Raw genomic sequence first — 17,827 nt, 5'->3', positions numbered from 1 at the left:
GATCGGTAGTGGCCGGTTGGGCGCGGTCCTGACGATCCCCGCAGTTGGGGGCACCGTCAGGACCGCGTTCGCGTTTGCGGCGCGAGGGCCAAGGCTTCATTGGTGTTTGACCGTCCGGTCACGCCCTGGTAACACCAAACAGTGACTCTGGAATCACGCCCCGTACACCCCGCGCCACAGCCGTGATCACCCTTCGAGGGGGGACCTCAACCATGCAGGCCGCGCCCGTCCGCGCCACCGCCATCCCGACCGTCACCGACGCTCTGCGCGCCGTGGAGTCGCTGCTCATGAGCAGCGGCCAGCGCACCGCGCGCCGCAACGCATGGACATCCGTCCTGGAGGACCGCCGCCGCGCCAAGGACCGGGTCGAGGCGCAGCGCGTCCTGGAGGCCGCCGCCTCGCAGGGCTGAGCGAGCCGGGGGCCGGTGCGGGTTCTTCCCGCTTCCCCGGCCACGTAGACTTCAGGACATGGCGAGGAAGGAAACTGCAGCGGACGCTGCTAACACCGGGCGGCTCAAGCAGATCGCCCAGACCTACAAGATGACCCGCAGGGTCGACACCAAGATCGGTCTCGTACTCGCGGGTGTGGGAATCGTCACCTTCGGTGTCCTCCTCGCGATCGGCTTCTTGATCGGTCACCCCATCTACCTCGGAATTCTCGGCATCCTGCTCGCTCTCCTCGCGATGGCGATCATCTTCGGGCGCCGAGCCGAGAAGGCGGCCTTCGGGCAGATGGAGGGACAGCCCGGCGCGGCCGCGGCCGTGCTCGACAACATCGGACGCGGCTGGACGACGACCCCCGCGGTCGCCATGAACCGCAGCCAGGACGTGGTGCACCGCGCGGTCGGCAAGGCCGGCATCGTGCTCGTCGCGGAGGGCAACCCGAACCGGGTGAAGTCCCTCCTCGCGGCCGAGAAGAAGAAGATGGCCCGCATCGTCTCCGACGTCCCGGTCCACGACTTCGTGGTGGGCACGAGCCAGGGACCCGAGGGAACGGTTCCGCTGAAGAAGCTCCGCACGACGATGCTCAAGCTGCCGCGCGTGCTGACCGGCCCCCAGGTGACGGCGACCAACGACCGGCTGAAGGCGATGGGCGACCTCATGTCGAACATGCCGCTGCCGAAGGGTCCGATGCCGAAGGGCATGAAGATGCCGAAGGGCGGCGGCGGCCGGACCCGCTGACACGCTCCGCTGCTTCTACGTGAACGAGGCGGGCCGGAACCTGATGGGTTCCGGCCCGCCTCTCCTACGTTCCCGCGCGTCGCTGTGGTCCCGCTCGCGCGGTTGCCCGCGCCCCTAAACGCGGACCTGTACCGCCTTCGCGACGCGGTCGTGCAGACCGCGGCCGTCGCGGTCCCAGATCAGGGCCGGGATGGCGACGCACAGCAGCACCGAACGGATCAGCACCCGGCCGATCCCGATACGTCCGCCGGCCTCGGAGACGACCCGCAGGCCGAAGAGGCGCTTGCCGGGTGTGCAGCCGATGGTGCCGACCGTGAGCACGCTGAGGGCGAAGAAGATGAGCAGCGCCCAGTTCCCCGTCGCCTGGTTGTAGCCGTGCGTGACCAGGCCGTATGCGATCAGCATGCACAGCGCCCAGTCGACGACGAGGGCCCCGATGCGGCGGCCGGGGCGCGCGACGGAGCCGGGTCCGTGCTCGGGCAGACCGAGCTGTTCACCGCGGTATCCGAAGTCGGCGCCCGCCTGTTCCATGGCCTCACGAGGCCCGGACAGCCACGATCCCATTGCTTCCCTGTTGTCCACGCGTCAACGGTACTGCGCCGCTCTCCTGATGCGGTCCCGACCCCTGCTCCGGTTAACTTGGGCGAAACAAATGGGTCATGCTTGAGAAATCACGCCTGCATATCGTCGGGTCCCAGCGTGTGCCGCCGCACCGGTCGCGCGATCGAGCTGCCAAGAGCTGCAACCCCGCCCCTCCCTGGGTGGGAGTAGGAGGAGTTGGATGTTCCAGAACGCCGATGACGCCAAGAAGTTCCTCGCGGACGAGGACGTCAAGTTCGTTGACGTTCGCTTCTGCGACCTGCCGGGTGTGATGCAGCACTTCACGGTACCGGCCGAGGCGTTCGACCCCACGGAGGAGCTGGCCTTCGACGGCTCGTCGATCCGCGGCTTCCAGGCGATCCACGAGTCCGACATGGCGCTGCGCGCGGACCTCTCCACCGCCCGTGTGGACCCCTTCCGCCGCGACAAGACGCTGAACGTCAACTTCTTCATCCACGACCCGATCACGGGCGAGCAGTACTCCCGCGACCCGCGCAACGTGGCGAAGAAGGCCGAGGCGTACCTGGCCTCCACCGGCATCGCCGACACCGCGTTCTTCGGCCCCGAGGCCGAGTTCTACGTCTTCGACTCGGTGCGCTTCGAGACCTCCGCGAACCGCTCGCTCTACGAGATCGACTCCGAGGCGGGCGCCTGGAACACCGGCGCCGTCGAGAACAACCGTGGCTACAAGGTCCGCTACAAGGGCGGTTACTTCCCGGCCCCGCCGGTCGACCACTTCGCCGACCTGCGCGCCGAGATCTCCCTCGAGCTGGACAAGCAGGGCCTCAAGGTCGAGCGCCAGCACCACGAGGTCGGCACGGCCGGCCAGGCGGAGATCAACTACAAGTTCAACACGCTGCTCGCCGCGGCCGACGACCTGATGCTCTTCAAGTACATCGTGAAGAACGTCGCCTGGCGCAACAACAAGACCGCGACCTTCATGCCGAAGCCGATCTTCGGTGACAACGGCTCGGGCATGCACGTCCACCAGTCGCTGTGGAACGGTGGCGAGCCCCTCTTCTACGACGAGCAGGGTTACGCGGGCCTGTCGGACATCGCCCGCTACTACATCGGCGGCATCCTGAAGCACGCCCCGTCGCTGCTCGCCTTCACGAACCCGACGGTGAACTCGTACCACCGCCTGGTCCCGGGCTTCGAGGCGCCGGTCAACATGGTGTACTCGCAGCGCAACCGCTCCGCGGCCATGCGTATCCCGATCACGGGCTCGAACCCGAAGGCCAAGCGCGTCGAGTTCCGCGCGCCGGACCCGTCCTCGAACCCGTACCTCGCCTTCTCGGCGCTCCTCATGGCGGGCCTCGACGGCGTCAAGAACAAGATCGAGCCGGCCGAGCCGATCGACAAGGACCTGTACGAGCTGGCTCCCGAGGAGCACGCCAACGTCCAGCAGGTCCCGACCTCGCTCCCCGCGGTCCTCGACGCCCTCGAGGCGGACAACGAGTACCTCCAGGCCGGCGGCGTCTTCACGTCCGACCTGATCGAGACGTGGATCGACTACAAGCGCACGAACGAGATCGCCCCGATCCAGCTCCGCCCGCACCCGCACGAGTTCGAGCTGTACTTCGACATCTAGAAAACGCACAGGTCAGAGCTTGTTTGTAGCGCTCTGGGCCGTACATGGGCCGTGGGCCGTGTCCTTCCCCGTCGAGGAGGAGGGCACGGCCCACGGTCGTTTGATGTGCGCTTGTTGATCAGGTGCGTGTACGTGCGGAGCGTGAACCCAGGGGCTGTTACAGGTTTCTCCACCTCATCGAGCCGAGGTCGGACGGGGACAGCCTCAGAAGTTGCTCAAGAGTTTCCGCTGCGAGTACCGCGAAGCCGGTTGATCTGTCACGGTCATTCCACGACGCAACGGGGCAGCACGTCCGTAGGCCCCGAAGCTCGTCACGGTTGCCGTTGTCGTCGGTCTGGGCGTGATCGCATATCGGCGGTTCGGTGCACGTAAGTAGGAGCAGACGGCAGCCCGGAGCACGGCGGGGAAGGTCGGGGCGGGAGATCAGTGCGAACAGCGGTTGTCGCGTCTAAGGCCGTACTCACGGTGATTGGCACGTGGCTCACGCTCGTGCTCGTGATCGCCCTTCCAGCACTGCTTCCGGATCGGTGGGAGTACTACCTGATCTCCCCTGCCAGTGTGGGCCTGTGGATGCTTTCCATGCTCGTAGGACCCGTCGCGGTCTGCTGGAAACTGCGCTCCTGGATACGGGCGGTCCCCGGTGATCCGCAAGGGGGCGGGCCCCGGAGAGCACGGCCGACGGCGTTGTGTGGGCGGGACTTCAGGCTTGGGTGGGGGAAGCGTAAGAGTCGGTTCCGCTGAGGGAGTCGTGGAGGGCGATGAAGGCCTCGCGGTCGATCTTCGGGCCGCTCTCCTCGATCACGCGGGTGCCCTCCGCGGCGCCGTCGACCAGCAGGTCCACCACCGTCGTCGCCATCAGCTTGGCCGGGATCACGGCTGCGGCGTGGTGGTCCGCGGTGAAGTACTGGGGGCCGTGCGGCGCCCCGTCCGTGCCGCAGGCGGAGGCCGGCTGGACCACCGGCATGATGTGGCCGAGGTCGCCCATGTCGGTCGAGCCGCCGAAGTTGCCGGTCATCACCGCGCACTCGTCCTCGCCGACCAGGTCGCGGCCGTTGGCGTGGGCGAGGTCCAGCAGCGGCTGGTCGCTGCGGAACGGCAGGAAGGCCACCGCGGTGGTGATCTCCACGTCGGCGCCCATCGCCATCGCCCCGGCCCGCAGCGCCTGGTCGACGCGCTCGGAGGCGTCCCGCATCGCGTCCACGTTCCTGGCCCGGATCAGCATCTCCATCTCGGTGCGGGCCGGGATCGCGCTCACCGAGTCGCCGGACTTCGTGATCAGGTGGTGCACCCGGACGTTGTCCTCGTCCTTGAAGAACTCGCGGTGCGCGTCGATCGCCGCGATGGCGACGGTGGCCGCCTTGTAGGAGCTGACGCCCATCCACGGGGTGCTGCCCGCGTGCGCGGACCGGCCGGTGAAGCGGACCCGCTTGACCAGCGAGCCGTTGCCCTCCCCGCCGAAGGCCAGCGCCGGGGAGGACGCCCCGGCGTGGGTGAGCAGCGCCATGTCCACGTCGTCGAACTCGCCTAGCCGGATCAGCTCCGCCTTGCCCGCGGTGTGGTGGATCTCGCCCTCGTCGACGAGGCCGAGCCGCCACTGCACCTGTACGCACTCCTCGGCCGGTACGGCGAACAGCACCACGTCGCCGTCCAGTTGGTCCATCACGGCCTGGAGGCCCAGGCCGGCGCCGATCATGGACGCGATCTGGGCGTTGTGCCCACAGGCGTGGGCCGCGTCGGTCTCCGGGTCACCGTGCGGGTGGCCGGGGATGACCAGGCCGTCGAGTTCGCCGATCACGGCGGCGGTGACGCCCGAACTCCGGCCGCTCATACGGGCCTTGACGCCGGTGCGGGCGAGCCCGGTGGCCGGTTCAAGGCCCATCGCGCGGAACTGTTCGGCGACGACCGCCGCGGTGCGGGTCTCGCGGTAGCCGGTCTCCGGATGCCGCATGATGTCATCGCTCAGTTCGGTGATCCGCTCGGCGTGGCGGTCGATCTCGGCGCAGACCAGCTCCTTGAGCTTGGCCTTCAGCTCGGCGGTGTCGGACGCGGAGGGGGTGGATGTCATGGTCTCGTTCCTTCGTGTTGCTGCGGGGCGCGTGGACTCGATACGTGGACCGCGGCGCTCAGGCCACCGTCACCGGCTCGGCCTCATGGGCGGCGGGCGGCTGCTGCGACGCACCCGCGGCGACCCGGCGGGCGGCGAGCGTCAGGGCGGCGGCGAGGGCGCAGGCACCGGCGGAGAGCCACAGCACGGTGCTGTACGCGGCCTCGCTCGGCACGGCGGTGTGCGGGATGAGCAGCGCGGACAGCACGGCGGCGAAGATGGCTCCGGTGACCGAACCACCCACCGTACGCAGGGTGTTGTAGAGGCCGGCGTTGATGCCGCTCTCGGTCTCGGTCGAGCGCTCCAGGATCGCCGCGGGCAGCCCGGCGATCGCCGCTCCGTTGCCGAGGCCCATCACGATCGACAGGGCCATGAACTCGCCCCGGCCGGTGTGCCAGAGCGCCATCCCGGCGAAGCCGAGGCCCATGACGACGAGCGCGCCGCACAGCGAGGCGCGGTGCCCGACGACCTTGCCGACCCGGTTCACCAGCGAGGCGCCGACCATCGCGGCAAGGCCCATCGGCAGCAGGAACCAGCCGAGCCCGGTGGTGCCGATGCCGAGCCCGTAGCCGAGCTTGTCCGGCGACGACGCCAGGAACGTGCCCAGGGCCGTCTGGGAGCCGAAGGCCGCGCCGCCGACCAGCCAGGCGGCCAGGAACAGCACCAGCATCCGCGGTCGGCCGAGGCGTCGGACGTCGACCACCGGCTCCGCGGCCCGCAGCTCGTAGCGGACGAACACGATCAGCAGAACGACCGCGAGGGCCAGCAGGCCGATGATGGGCGCCGAACCCCAGCCCCAGGACGGTCCTTCGGCGACACCGAGCAGCAGGGCGATCAGGAACAGGCAGAGGCCCGCGGTCCCCGTCCAGTCGATACGGACCCTGGCCCGCCGCAGCGACTCCGGGATCAGGAAGAACGGGACCGCCAGGCACAGCACGGTCACCGCCGCGGGTATCCACAGCACCGCGGTCAGGCTGCCGAGCGCGCTGGACAGGACCGAGGCGAGGACGAGGCCGAGAGAGACGCCGCCGGTCAGCGCCCCGATGAGCAGGCCGATGCCGGCGCGGGCCCTGGAGGGTTCGACGCGGTCCCTGACCAGCGCCATGTCCAGTGGCAGCAGCGCCAGCAGCCCGGCCTGGAGCAGTCGGCCGACGAGCAGCACCGCGAAGTTCGGGGCCGCGGCCACCACGATGCTCCCGAGCGCGAACAGCGAGACGGAGACCCGCAGCAGTTTGCGGTGGCCGTGGATGTCGCCGAGTCGGCTGAGCAGCGGCACCCAGATCGCCGCGGAGACGAAGAAGACGGTGTTCACCCAGGTCAGCGCGGAGGCACTGACCTCGTAGCGGGCGCCGATGGCGGGGGTCAGGGTGCCCATCATGCCCTGGACGATGCCGCTGACGAGTTCGATGAGGACGAGGAATCCCACCACGCGGAGCGAGCCTGCGGCGCTCGGGGCGGCGGGTGGAGGAGCGGAGGCGGGGGTGGACCCGGCGTGGGGCAAGACGGACTCCGTTCGCTGGCTGCGGGGCGTCGAGATCGACACGTGCTGCGGGGGGCGTCGCGATTGACAGAAGCTAACAACGTGATGTCCCATCCCCGTGTCCGTGCATGATGTTGCTTCAAGGGGGCGCTTCCTTGCCGATTTCTGCCGAGCTGGACGAGACCGATCTGACCCTGTTGAACGCCCTGCAGATCAGCCCGCGGGCCTCGTGGTCCGCGGTGGGCCGGGCCCTGGGCACGGACGCGGCGACCGCCGCCAGACGCTGGCACCGGCTCTTCGAGCGAGGCCTGGCCTGGGTCACCGGATATCCCGCGGGCGGGCTCGACGAACTGGCCGGGGCCCTGGTGGAGATCGAGTGCGAGGCCGCACAGACCCGGCAAGTCGCGGCCGTGATCGCGGAGGATCCCGAGGCGGTCACGGTGGAGGAGACCGCGGGCGGCCGGGATCTGCTGATCACCGTCCACGCGGTGGACCTGGCCGCGCTGTCGGCGTACATCTCGGGGCGGCTGCGGCTGCTGCCCGGGGTGCGGGCGACGCGGACGAACATCTTCACCGACGGCTTCACCGACGGCGGCCAGTGGCGGCTCGGCACCCTGGACGCGCAGGCTCAGCGGGCCCTGGGACCCAGCGCACCGTCGGCCGGTGAACTGCCCACCCTGCGCGACGAGTTGGACCAGCGGATCATGGTGGAACTGAGCCGGGACGGGCGGGTGACCGCGACCGAGCTCGCCGAGACGCTCGGTGTCGCGGTCACCACGGCCGCCCGGCGGCTGCGCCGGCTGCTCGGCAGCGGAGCCGTGCAACTGCGCTGCGAGGTGTCGCGGGCCGCCGTCGGCCGGCCGGTGACCGCGACGCTGTGGGCGGCCACGTCGCCCCAGCATGTGGAGGCCGCGGGGCGGGAGTTGAGCCGGCTGCCCCAGATCCGGCTGGCCGTGGAGGTGGCCGGTCCGAGCAATGTCATCTGTATCGCCTGGCTGTCCTCGCTGCGCGACCTGGCGCTGCTGGAGATGGAGATCGCCAGGCGGGCGCCGCACCTGACCATCGTGGACCGCGCGGTGACCCTCCATCCGGTCAAGCACAGCGCCCGGCTGCTCGACCACCAGGGCCGCGCCCGCGGCGTCGTCCCCACGGATCTGTGGGCCCGCTCGGCGGACGAATCCGCGGCGACCGTCGGCCGCGACGCCTGAGCCCACCGGTACCGCTCCCCCATCACCCGCTCGCCCGTCACCCGCTCGTCCCGCTCACCCCGACCCAGAGGAGAACCATGACCGTCGTGCAGACCAGGTCAGGCGCCGTACGCGCAGTCGCGTCCGAGGGCGTCCGCGCCTGGCGCGGCATCCCCTACGCCCGCGCCCCCATCGGCCGTTGGCGCTGGGCGGCACCGGTCCCGGAGCAGCCGTGGAGCGGGATACGTGACGGCGGCGAGTGGGGCGACCGCGCCCCGCAGCAGGCCCCCGCCCAAGCGATGCCGGCCGGGCCCGCGCCGACCGACGACGACCGGCCGACGTCCGAGGACTGTCTCTACGTCAACGTGAGCGCCCCGGAACACGCCTCTGCCGGGGACCGTCTTCCGGTGCGGGTGTGGATCCACGGAGGCGGCTTCCACCTCGGCTCCGGCGCCGGGTTCATCGGCGACGGCGCGCATGTCGTGCGGTCCGGCACCGTCCTGGTCACCTTCAACTACCGCCTCGGCGCGCTGGGTTTCCTCAACCTGGGCGACCTGCTCGGCCCCGAGTTCGCCGACGCCGCCAACTGCGCGCTGCTCGACCAGATCGCCGCGCTGCGCTGGGTGCGGGAGAACATCGCGGCCTTCGGCGGCGATCCGGGCAACGTCACCGTCCAGGGGGTGTCCGCGGGCGGCAAGAGCGTCATCAACCTCATGGCGTCGCCTGCCGCGGAGGGTCTCTTCCGGCGGGGCATCAGCCACTCCGGTGGCGACCACACTGGCTCCGCCGAGGACACCGCGGCGCTGGCCCGCCGCTTCGTGGACCTCCTCGACCTGCCCGGTGGGGATCCCGGACGGATCCGGGAGGTGCCGGTCGAGGAGATCACCGCGGCCCAGTACGCGCTCGGCGAGGGGCTGCGGGCCACCTGGATCTGGCGGCCCACCGTGGGCGGCGCCGTCCTGCCGCACTGCCCCACGCGCGCCCTGGCCGCCGGGCGGGCGGCCGGCATCCCGCTGATCGCGGGTGTCACCGACAACGAGTGCGGCACGTACGTCACCAACGACCCGAGCGCCCTGGACCACGCCGACGCGGTGCTGCGGGACACGTTCCCCGGCCGGCACCGGGAGGCGGCCGAGGCCTACGCGACGCAGTACCCGGACCGCGACCCGGCCGGGCGGATGAGGGCGTTCATGTCGGACGAGCGTTACGGGGCGCCGACCCTGCGGCTGCTCGACGCGCAGTCGCGGCACGCACCCGTCTGGCACTTCCGCTTCCGCGCACCGATGCCGGGGGCGCCCGAACGGGACTGGTACACCCACGGCTCGGACATGCCGTACGCGTTCGGCCTCGTACCCTTCGCGGACCCGGAGGCGGCCGCGGTGGCGGAGGGGATGCGGGAGGCATTCGGCGCCTTCGGCCAGGGCACGCCGCCCGGTTCGGAGCACTTCCCGGACTGGCCGGCCTATGAGCCGACCCGCCGCGCCGCACTCCTGATGGGCACCCCCTCGCGGGTCGTCCGCGAGGCCGGCAACCCCGTCCATGAACGGCTGTGGGCCGACCACGACTGGACGCCGGGCACCTGGTGGCCGCTGCGGGATCCGGTCGGCGGGGCGGCGGTCGACGCACCCGTGAGCGGCCGATAAGTCTCCACAGGCACAAACCGGCCAACCCCCTTAAACTCGGGCAAGTCGCACACGCTGACAAGCCTCGGAGGAGTGCCGTCATGAGCAATCTGTTCGTCGTCGCCTATAACGACCTCGCCACCGCCGACCAGGTCCGCAACCGCCTTCTGGAGATGTCCAAGGAGCACCTCGTCGAGCTCGAGGACATCGTCGTCGTCGAGCGCCGGGAGTCCGACGGGAAGATCAAGCTGCACCAGGCCGTGAACCACACCACGATGGGCGCCACCGGCGGCGCGCTGTGGGGCAGTGTCATCGGGATGCTCTTCCTCGTGCCGTTCCTGGGGGCCGCCGTGGGCGCCGCCGCGGGCGCCGCGGGCGGGGCCGTCACGGACACCGGGATCAACGACAACTTCATGAAGGAACTCAGCCAGAACCTGCGGCCCGGCGCCGCCGCGCTGTTCGTCCTCGTCAAGCAGGCCGCCCGCGACAAGGTCGTACCGGAGATCGCCCAGTACGGCGGTCAGTTGGTGCAGACGTCGCTGAGCAACGACGACGAGGAGGCGCTGCGCGAGATGCTGCAGGAGGGCCAGGCGAAGGCCGAGGCCTCGGCCTAGGCCTAGGCGACGGTCAGGTCACTGGGCGAGGAGTTCGGGCAGTCGGCCCTCGGTGACCTCGCGGGCCACCTCGGCCAGCTTGCGGCGGTGGGAACGCGCGTAGCCGCGCAGGCCCGCGAACGCCTCGTCCAGTGACAGTCCGTGCCGGGCGGCGAGGATGCCCTTCGCCTGTTCCACGACGACCCGGCTGGTCAGCGCGTGCTCCAACTGGCCCGCGAGGAGCTGACTTTCGCTCAGTTCGCGCTGGAGGGTGAGGGTGTGCCCCGCGACCTCGGCGAAGAGCCGGACCAGGGCGAGGGCCTCCTCGTCCAGCGGCTTGCCCGGCGCGGAGAACAGGACCAGCGCACCGATCTCCTCGTCCCTGCCGTGCAGCGGAAGCGCGGTGGCCCGGCCGAAGCCGAGGGCCTTGGCCCGGGCGGCCCAGCGCGGCCAGCGCAGCTGCGAGGAGCGCGCGGTCACGTCGACGTCCACGAGGGCGCAGCCCGTCGTACGGGCGTCGTACCCGGCGCCCTCCTCCCAGCGGGCGGCATCGGCCGCGAGGCTGCCGAGCGAGGAATCCGTCCCGTCGGTGAGGACGGGCGAGCGTCCGCCCGGCACGTACGCCACCTTCGCCCCGCGCGCGTGGAAGAGTCGCCTGCCGCCTTCGGCGAGGGTGGCCAGCAGTGTCTGCGTATCCAACGGGTCGCGGGCGGCGCCACCCGTCAACTCGGCGAATACCGCGGCGACTTCCTGCTCTCGCAGTGTCACGGTGGAGACCTCTCAGCCGAGTCGGAGTCGTCCCTGCACGATATCCTGTGCGATCTCACCGATGGGACGGCTGTCCGCGAAGGCGCGCACTTTGACCAGTTCCAACGCGTCCGGTATGCGGCAGCCCACCTGGACGGCCACCATACCCGCGGCCTGGTGGACCTCCGCGCGGTAGTCGATCCCTCCGAACAGACCGGGTACCGCGTCCGCGCCGAGGAAAACATTGCGGGTCAGGGAATCCGCGACCTGAGTGACGGTCGTGGTGGATGCGGCGTCCGCGCGCACGCCGAACGTGGCCAGAGCGCCGATGCAGCTGCCGGCGGACTGCAGGGGCACGGCGAGGACGTGGCCGATTCCGAGTTCTTCGGCTGCCGGGCCGTAGCCGGGCCAGCGGTCCGTCAGCACGTCCTCCGATGCGACGACCGGGCGGCGCTCGCGCACCGCGTCGCGCGCCGGGCCCTCGCCGAGGATGTACTCCAGGTCCTGCGCGGCACGCGCCGGCTCGTCGGACGAGGCCGTCGCGATCTGGTTCCGCCCGACGTCGACGAGCGTGACGGCGGCGCTGCCGGTCCCGCAGGCCTCCGCGACCCCCGTCATGAACAGCGGGGGCCGCCCTCCCGTCCTCGCCCAGGACGCGGCACGGCGGGCATGGGATTCGAGGAGCCGCGCCGTCAACTCGTGCCGCTCCGCGCTCGTCCGGTGGATGTGCGCCATACGGTCGTGGAGGTCTCGGCCGCTCTTCCGGGCCAGGTACTCGGACTCGCGGACAAGGTCGAACTCGCGGTCGGCGCGTTCACGAGCGCGGGCCGCCCGCTGCCAGACGGCTGCCGCCTGTTCCGCAGAGCTCCCCCGAGGGTCATGTCCCCAGCGTACGCCCAGGGAGCGGATCAGGAGGCTCCGTTGCTCCGGCCGTCCTCCTCCATCAGCAGCACGACGCCGCCGCGGTGTCCGTCGAACGGGCTGCAGTGCACAGTGCAGTTGATGCTGCGGCCGAGGCGGTTGACGGCGGCGACCAGCACCGGCTTGCCGCGGCTGCGGGTCCTGATGCACTCCTCCACCGCCTCGCGCAGCGGCCGGGTGGGCAGCCCGAAGTCGAGGTCGAAGAAGGGCTGGTCGACCGCCTCGTCCTGGCGCAGCCCCCACAGGCCGCTCGCACCCCGGTTCCAACTCTTGACCCTGAGATCCTTGTCGAGGACGACGATGGCCGCCGCGATGGAGGTGAGGACCCCCTCCAGGAAGGCGCGGGTCTCGTCGAGCTCGTCGCTGCGGATCCGCATTTCCTCGTTCATCGTCTCCAGCTCCTCGTTGCCGGACTGGAGTTCCTCGTTGGTGGTCTCCAATTCCTCGTTCGTGGACTGGAGTTCCTCGTTGGTCGTCTCCAGTTCCTCGATGGAGGACTGGAGTTCCTCGTTGGTGGTCTCCAACTCCTCGTTCGTGGACTGGAGTTCCTCGTAGGCCGTCTCCAGGTCCTCGCGTACGCGCTTGACCTCGGACTTGAGTTGGGTCGCCACGGTCACGTCGGTGAACGAGATGTGAGTGGCCGTCGGCACCCGCCCGGCGCCGATCAGCGGCTGGACGGCGATGTCGAAGAACCGGATGTCCTCGCCGACCCGGCGCTCCGCCCCGTTGACCCGCAGCGTGCGGCGCTCGTGCGTGGCCTGGTCGATCAGCGAACGCAGCTCGACGGGCCGGTAGGAGATCTCGAGATCCTGGAAGGGGCGGCCGATGTCGTTCGCGGTGAGGCCGAACTGCATGCGCGCCTGGTTGTTGATGAGGACGACGACGCCCTCGGCGTCCACCGCGAGGGCGGCGCCGGGCGAGGCGTCGAGGATCAGATCGCGCAGCTGGCGGTTGCGGGCCATGTGCTGCATCTCCCCGCCGAGGTTCGAGCGCAGCTTCACCGGGGCGGGCTGGTACGGGGCCGAGGAGTCACCCGGACGGCGGCGGAAGATGCGCTGGCGCATGCTGACGACATCGAACCGGTCGGCGTCGTTCAGCAGCATCTCGGCTTTGCCGAGGAAGAGGAACCCGCCCTCGCGCAGCGCGAAGTGGAACCGGTCGATGATCTGGGTCTGCGCCTCGACGTTGAAGTACATCAGCGCGTTGCGGCAGACCAGCAGGTCGAGGCGGGAGATGGGGGCGTCGCGGGTGATGTCGTGGCGGCCGAAGATGACGCGGCGGCGCAGGTCGGAGCGGAAGCTGTACCGCGCCCCGTTCTTCTCGAAGTACTTCTCGCGCAGGGTCTCGGAGAGCGGCTCAAGGGCCTTGGCCGGGTAGAGGCCGGAGCGCGCGTCGCGCAGGGCCTCGTCGTCGACGTCGGTGCCGTAGATCTTGACGCGGTTGAGGGTCTCCTCGATGCCGAGGGTCTCGGCGAACATGATGGCCAGCGAGTACGCCTCCTCGCCGCTGGAGCAGCCCGCGCTCCACACCCTGATCTCGTCCTCCGGGCCGTGCTCGGCCAGCGCCTCGGGGATCACCTCGCGCTGGAGGTACGTCCAGGCCTCCGTGTCACGGAAGATGGAGGTGACGTTGATCAGGATGGTGTTGAAGAGGGCGCTGAATTCCTCCGCGTTCGTCTCCAGCTGGTCGCGGTAGTCGGCGTACGAGTCGATGCCGACGTCGCCCATGCGCTTGCGGATCCGGCGCCCGAGGGACGTGCGCTTGTAGCCGGTGAAGTCGAAGCCGCGGGCGTCCCGAAGGAAGCCGAGCAGTTCCTCCAGCTCCTCGTCCGTCTCCTCTTCGCGCCGTGCCTCGCTCATCGCTGTCCTACCTACTGCTTCCTGGTGTCGACCAGCCCGCGGATCACCGTGGGGATTTCATTCAGCGGTAGCACGAAGTCCACTGTCCCCGTACCCTCCGCCGCCTCCGGCATGCCCCGGAACTCCGCCGTGTGCGGATCCTGGGCGATCACGGTACCGCCGCGGGACTTCACGGCGTCGACCCCCATCGCCCCGTCGTTGCCTGTGCCGGTCAGGACGACGGCGATGGCACGGGACCCGTAGGCGCCCGCGACGGATTCGAAGAGCAGATCGGCGGAGGGGCGCAGGAAGTGGACGAGTTCGCTCTGGGAGAGGGCGAGCGTGCCGTCCTGGCCCACGAGGAGATGGCGGTCGGGCGGTGCGATGTAGACGGTGCCCGGGACGGCCGACTCGCCCTCTTCGGCAAGTTTGACGTCCAGGCCGGTCCTGCGGTCGAGGATCTCCGCGAGGACCGTGCGGTGGCGCGGGTCGAGGTGCTGGACGACGAGGACGGGCACGGGCAGGTCGGCCCCGAGCCCGCCGAGGACGGTGACGAGTGCGTGGATGCCGCCCGCGGAGGCGGCGAGGGCGACGACGCTGAAGCTGTCGTCCGTACGGTCGGCACTGATCGGTGGCGGCACAGCTCCGACACTAGACTCCCGCCAGGTCCGCGGCTACGGATGGGGGCGGTCGGCCGTCACGCGCCGCCGGCCGCGGTCAGCACCCCGGCCGATATCGCGCCCCGCAGCGCCGCGTGGTCCCGTTCGGTCTGGTCGGCGTAGTGGAGCGCGAACGCGGCGACCGCCCGGTCGAAGCCGTCCTTGCCGCCGAGGTAGGCCGCGACGGCGATGCGGTCGCCGGAGCGGGCGTGCGCGCGGGCGAGGGCGGTGCCGCACAGCCGGGCGTACGCGAGGAGTTCGTCGGGCGGCATGACGGTGACGTCCGCGGAGCCCTTCATGTCGCGCAGCTGACGCCAGTAGAAGGAGCGGCCCTGCGGTCCCGTCATCCAGCCGAGGAAGATGTCGCCCGCCGCCTGGAGCAGCCGCTGTCCCGACACGACGCGGTGGCCCGGATGGATGTACGGGCCGTGGTTCGGGATGTGGTCCTCGACGACGGACCGGGTGGCTTCCTTGATCTGGAGGAACAGCGGGTCGTCGGCGTCGCGCCCGGCGAGCAGCACGATGAAGCAGCGGGTGCCGACGCTGCCGACGCCGACGACCTTGCGGGCCGCGTCGACGAAGCGGTAGCGGTCGAGCAGGCGGCGGCGTTCCTCGGCGAGCGTGGAGCGGTAGTCGCCGAACATCTTGCGGACGGCCGCGGCGTCGGACACCCCGGCCGGTTCGAGGAGCGGCGGGTCGTAGGCGATGCGGCGGCGGCCTTCGGGAGTGGTCTCCGTGAGCTTGGCGAGGGCGTGCAGGCTGGTGCGGCGGGTGGCCTGGGCGAGGGTGTGCTCGGCGCGGCGGCGGTGCCGGGTGGAACGGATCAGCGGGAGCAGCGCGTGGGCGTCGATGCGCTCGTACCAGACGGCGAGCTCACCGAGCGAGGCCAGGCGGCGCATGTTGGTGCGGTACGCGGTGACGGAGGTGAGGGCGGCGCGGTGGGCCTGCCGGTCGGAGTGGCCGTTGTCGCGGGCGGCGACGGCTATGGAGGCGGCGAGGCGCTTGACGTCCCACTCGAAGGGGCCCGGGTACGTCTCGTCGAAGTCGTTGAGGTCGAAGAGCAGGGCGCGGTCCGGCGCGGCGAACAGGCCGAAGTTCAACAGGTGGGCGTCGCCGCAGAGTTGGACGGTGAGGCCGGTGTGGGGTGTCGCCGCGAGGTCGCCGGTCATCACGGCGGCGGCGCCGCGCAGGAACGCGAACGGGCTCGCCGCCATGCGCCCGTAGCGGATGGGCAGCAGGTCGCGGAGCCGGTCGGCGCCCTGCCGCTCCAGGGTCACGACGGGGTCGGGGCGGTCGGCGGACGGGATCCACGGGCCGTGCGAGGAGCGGGGGCTGTGCTTGCGGGCGCGTCTGCCCAGGGCGGCGCGTTCGGCGGGGCTGCTCATGGCGGGGCGCCCCGTCGGTCAATGACGCAGGGCGCGGGAGACCCCGGCGGTGATGTCACCGTCGAGCGAGTGGGTGCTGCGGGCGGTGGCGTCCTTGGACCCCCCGCCCTTCACGTCGCTCACATTGAGTACGACGGTGTCGACCAACTTGTCGTCGCCGTTCTTGAAGTCGACCTCGACGACGTACGACTTGGTGTCCGACGCGCCGTTGCTGACGGTCACCGGGACCGTGGTGCGGTCGCCGTCGGACTTCACGTCGCCGAGCTTCACGTCGCCCTTGGCGTCGACGCCGTCCTTGAAGTCGTCGAACTTCCGCTGCGCCTCCGCGGTCGCCGACGCCACCACGTCCGAGGCCCTGGAGGCGGCCGACGAGGCGGCGGAGGCGGCCTTCGACGCGGCGCCGGACGGACTGTCGCCGTCGTCGGAGCAGCCGGCCGCGGCCACGGTCAGGGCCGCCACGCACAGGGCCGCGCCCGCCGCCCGTACGCCTCGGGCACCTCGTGCGCCTCGCCTTGGGTTCGCCATCACCGACACCTCCGCTCGACCACCACTGCAGGTCGCCTCAGTCAACGGTGGGGCAGGGTCGGGGCGCATGCCAAGGGGGGCAAACAGGTGACCTTCGGGGCGGTGCGGCGGGCAGGATGTGCCGCATGAACACGAAGAGCACGGGGACCGTGCGGCACATCGGTGACGACGAGCGGCGCGTGCGGCTGGCTCGCGCGCACCGCCTCGCCCCCTCGGCGCGCGCGGACCGCGCCGAGGACGTCGCGCGCTCGCTGGTGGCGTTGCACGGCACGGATCCGGCGACCGTGTATCTGGCGGTGGGGGCGCGGCTCGCGGACGCCTCCGGGACGGTCGCGGACGTCGAGCGGGCGCTGTACGAGGACCGCAGCCTGGTGCGGATGCACGGGATGCGGCACACGGTGTTCACGTTCCCCGCCGAACTGGCCGCGACGGTGCACGCGTCGACCGGGCTAGCGGTGGCGGCGAAGGCGCGGGCCGGGCTGCTCAAGGACATCGCGGGCGGGAGCGACGGGCGCCTCACGCCCGAGTGGCTGGCGGAGGTGGAGGCGTCGGCGCTGGCCGCCCTTGAGCGGCGCGGTGAGGCGACGGTGACCGAACTCGTCGCGGACGAACCGAGGTTGCGGGAGCAGTTCACGTACGGGCGGGGCAAGAGCTACGAGGCCGAGCAGACGGTGTCCTCGCGGCTCATGCGGGTGCTCGGGGTGGAGGGCCGGGTCGTACGGGGCCGGCCGCTCGGCTCGTGGACGTCGACGCAGTTCCGGTGGGCGGTCGCGCCACCGCATCCTGAGCTGCCGGTCGCCGAGGCGCAGGCGGAGTTGCTCGGGCTGTGGCTGGGGGCGTGCGGGCCCGCCACGGAGGGGGACCTCAAGTGGTGGACGGGGTGGAAGGTCACGGATGTGCGCAAGGCGCTCGCCGCGGTGGGTGCGGTGGGCGTGTCGCTGGACGGCGGGGGCACGGGGTACGTACTGGCGGACCAACTCGACGCGCCGGACGGCGACTTGGAGCCGTGGGCGGCGCTCCTGCCGGGCCTCGACCCTACGTCGATGGGCTGGCAGGAGCGGGACTGGTACTGCCCGGCGGAGCTGCGCCCCGCGCTCTTCGACGGCAGCGGGAACATCGGCCCCACGGTGTGGTGGGGCGGGCGGATCGTGGGTGGGTGGGGGCAGCGGGCGGACGGTGAGGTGGTGTGGCGGTTGCTGGACACGTCCGGTGGCCGAAAAGCTGAGCGGGCGGTCGCGGCGGAGGCGGAGCGGCTCGCGGCGTGGCTGGGCGGGACGCGGGTGACACCTCGCTTCCGCACGCCGCTGGAGAAGGAGTTGGGCACTTCAAGCCCCTGAGGCGATTGAGCAGCGGGGTCCGGGGCGGAGCCCCGTGGCGTGGGGAGCCGCCCCGG

The 17,827-nt window shown here is 71.0% G+C and carries 16 protein-coding genes; 7 read left to right on the top strand and 9 right to left on the bottom strand.

Annotated elements, in window-relative coordinates:
• Positions 1-212 precede the first annotated feature (212 nt).
• Together ACP4E5_RS31820 and ACP4E5_RS31815 are read left to right on the top strand one after the other, a co-directional pair.
• Positions 213-410 (top strand): SCO2195 family GlnR-regulated protein, encoded by a 198-nt coding sequence (locus ACP4E5_RS31820; protein ID WP_425834704.1) that lies wholly within the window; start codon positions 213-215, stop codon positions 408-410.
• A gap of 58 nt (positions 411-468) precedes the next feature.
• A complete protein-coding gene (locus ACP4E5_RS31815) occupies positions 469-1,182 on the top strand; it encodes a DUF4191 domain-containing protein (RefSeq protein WP_425834702.1) in 714 nt (237 codons plus the stop codon).
• A 114-nt stretch (positions 1,183-1,296) separates the two neighbouring features.
• On the opposite strand, the gene ACP4E5_RS31810 is transcribed toward ACP4E5_RS31815, so the two are convergent.
• The gene (locus ACP4E5_RS31810) at positions 1,297-1,764 is read right to left on the bottom strand and encodes an RDD family protein (RefSeq protein ID WP_425834700.1); all 468 of its coding nucleotides are present in this window, start codon (positions 1,762-1,764) and stop codon (positions 1,297-1,299) included.
• A gap of 199 nt (positions 1,765-1,963) precedes the next feature.
• Between ACP4E5_RS31810 and glnA the strand changes: the two genes are divergently transcribed.
• A complete protein-coding gene (glnA, locus tag ACP4E5_RS31805) occupies positions 1,964-3,373 on the top strand; it encodes a type I glutamate--ammonia ligase (RefSeq protein WP_425834698.1) in 1,410 nt (469 codons plus the stop codon).
• 700 nt (positions 3,374-4,073) lie between these two features.
• Here glnA and ACP4E5_RS31800 read toward each other — a convergent pair.
• Both ACP4E5_RS31800 and ACP4E5_RS31795 read right to left on the bottom strand, forming a co-directional pair.
• Positions 4,074-5,438 (bottom strand): amidohydrolase, encoded by a 1,365-nt coding sequence (locus ACP4E5_RS31800; protein ID WP_425834696.1) that lies wholly within the window; start codon positions 5,436-5,438, stop codon positions 4,074-4,076.
• A gap of 58 nt (positions 5,439-5,496) precedes the next feature.
• Entirely contained in the window at positions 5,497-6,978 is a 1,482-nt protein-coding gene (locus ACP4E5_RS31795; RefSeq protein ID WP_425834694.1) for an MFS transporter, read from the bottom strand.
• Between the two features lie 134 nt (positions 6,979-7,112).
• Between ACP4E5_RS31795 and ACP4E5_RS31790 the strand changes: the two genes are divergently transcribed.
• The 3 genes from ACP4E5_RS31790 to ACP4E5_RS31780 all read left to right on the top strand — a co-directional run bounded on the left by ACP4E5_RS31790 (position 7,113) and on the right by ACP4E5_RS31780 (position 10,380).
• Positions 7,113-8,165 (top strand): Lrp/AsnC family transcriptional regulator, encoded by a 1,053-nt coding sequence (locus tag ACP4E5_RS31790; RefSeq protein ID WP_425834692.1) that lies wholly within the window; start codon positions 7,113-7,115, stop codon positions 8,163-8,165.
• A gap of 77 nt (positions 8,166-8,242) precedes the next feature.
• Complete coding sequence (locus ACP4E5_RS31785) at positions 8,243-9,787, top strand: carboxylesterase/lipase family protein (protein ID WP_425834690.1); 1,545 nt, start codon at positions 8,243-8,245, stop codon at positions 9,785-9,787.
• A gap of 80 nt (positions 9,788-9,867) precedes the next feature.
• Positions 9,868-10,380 carry a DUF1269 domain-containing protein gene (locus ACP4E5_RS31780; RefSeq protein WP_425834688.1) on the top strand — a complete coding sequence of 171 codons (513 nt, stop codon included), beginning with the start codon at positions 9,868-9,870 and terminating at the stop codon, positions 10,378-10,380.
• Positions 10,381-10,398: 18 nt separating this feature from the next.
• On the opposite strand, the gene ACP4E5_RS31775 is transcribed toward ACP4E5_RS31780, so the two are convergent.
• The 6 genes from ACP4E5_RS31775 to ACP4E5_RS31750 form a co-directional block, all read right to left on the bottom strand.
• The gene (locus ACP4E5_RS31775; RefSeq protein WP_425834686.1) at positions 10,399-11,127 is read right to left on the bottom strand and encodes an ANTAR domain-containing protein; all 729 of its coding nucleotides are present in this window, start codon (positions 11,125-11,127) and stop codon (positions 10,399-10,401) included.
• Between the two features lie 12 nt (positions 11,128-11,139).
• On the bottom strand, positions 11,140-11,841 hold the full coding sequence (locus ACP4E5_RS31770; RefSeq protein ID WP_425834684.1) for a GAF domain-containing protein: 702 nt from the start codon (positions 11,839-11,841) through the stop codon (positions 11,140-11,142).
• A gap of 173 nt (positions 11,842-12,014) precedes the next feature.
• On the bottom strand, positions 12,015-13,886 hold the full coding sequence (locus ACP4E5_RS31765; RefSeq protein ID WP_425834682.1) for a CheR family methyltransferase: 1,872 nt from the start codon (positions 13,884-13,886) through the stop codon (positions 12,015-12,017).
• 11 nt (positions 13,887-13,897) lie between these two features.
• Complete coding sequence (locus tag ACP4E5_RS31760; RefSeq protein ID WP_425834680.1) at positions 13,898-14,506, bottom strand: chemotaxis protein CheB; 609 nt, start codon at positions 14,504-14,506, stop codon at positions 13,898-13,900.
• 56 nt (positions 14,507-14,562) lie between these two features.
• Positions 14,563-15,909, bottom strand: a complete 1,347-nt coding sequence (locus ACP4E5_RS31755; RefSeq protein WP_425834679.1) for a DUF2252 domain-containing protein — start codon at positions 15,907-15,909, stop codon at positions 14,563-14,565.
• An 18-nt stretch (positions 15,910-15,927) separates the two neighbouring features.
• Positions 15,928-16,434 (bottom strand): hypothetical protein, encoded by a 507-nt coding sequence (locus ACP4E5_RS31750; RefSeq protein WP_425834677.1) that lies wholly within the window; start codon positions 16,432-16,434, stop codon positions 15,928-15,930.
• Between the two features lie 125 nt (positions 16,435-16,559).
• Between ACP4E5_RS31750 and ACP4E5_RS31745 the strand changes: the two genes are divergently transcribed.
• The gene (locus ACP4E5_RS31745; protein WP_425834675.1) at positions 16,560-17,771 is read left to right on the top strand and encodes a winged helix DNA-binding domain-containing protein; all 1,212 of its coding nucleotides are present in this window, start codon (positions 16,560-16,562) and stop codon (positions 17,769-17,771) included.
• Positions 17,772-17,827: the final 56 nt, after the last annotated feature.

Origin of the sequence: Streptomyces fractus (assembly GCF_049844455.1) — a bacterium.
In the GTDB taxonomy this organism is placed as follows: Bacteria; Actinomycetota; Actinomycetes; order Streptomycetales; family Streptomycetaceae; genus Streptomyces; species Streptomyces fractus.
This window is presented reverse-complemented; position numbering and strand designations above follow the sequence as displayed.

Excerpts from the sequence above, each read along its gene's own strand:
- glnA (WP_425834698.1), top strand. The coding sequence starts at position 1,964 with ATGTTCCAGAACGCCGATGACGCCAAGAAGTTCCTCGCGGACGAGGAC.
- ACP4E5_RS31785 (WP_425834690.1), top strand. The coding sequence starts at position 8,243 with ATGACCGTCGTGCAGACCAGGTCAGGCGCCGTACGCGCAGTCGCGTCC.
- ACP4E5_RS31750 (WP_425834677.1), bottom strand. The coding sequence starts at position 16,434 with ATGGCGAACCCAAGGCGAGGCGCACGAGGTGCCCGAGGCGTACGGGCG.
- ACP4E5_RS31755 (WP_425834679.1), bottom strand. The coding sequence starts at position 15,909 with ATGAGCAGCCCCGCCGAACGCGCCGCCCTGGGCAGACGCGCCCGCAAG.
- ACP4E5_RS31800 (WP_425834696.1), bottom strand. The coding sequence starts at position 5,438 with ATGACATCCACCCCCTCCGCGTCCGACACCGCCGAGCTGAAGGCCAAG.
- ACP4E5_RS31815 (WP_425834702.1), top strand. The coding sequence starts at position 469 with ATGGCGAGGAAGGAAACTGCAGCGGACGCTGCTAACACCGGGCGGCTC.
- ACP4E5_RS31820 (WP_425834704.1), top strand. The coding sequence starts at position 213 with ATGCAGGCCGCGCCCGTCCGCGCCACCGCCATCCCGACCGTCACCGAC.
- ACP4E5_RS31745 (WP_425834675.1), top strand. The coding sequence starts at position 16,560 with ATGAACACGAAGAGCACGGGGACCGTGCGGCACATCGGTGACGACGAG.
- ACP4E5_RS31770 (WP_425834684.1), bottom strand. The coding sequence starts at position 11,841 with ATGGCGCACATCCACCGGACGAGCGCGGAGCGGCACGAGTTGACGGCG.
- ACP4E5_RS31765 (WP_425834682.1), bottom strand. The coding sequence starts at position 13,886 with ATGAGCGAGGCACGGCGCGAAGAGGAGACGGACGAGGAGCTGGAGGAA.
- ACP4E5_RS31780 (WP_425834688.1), top strand. The coding sequence starts at position 9,868 with ATGAGCAATCTGTTCGTCGTCGCCTATAACGACCTCGCCACCGCCGAC.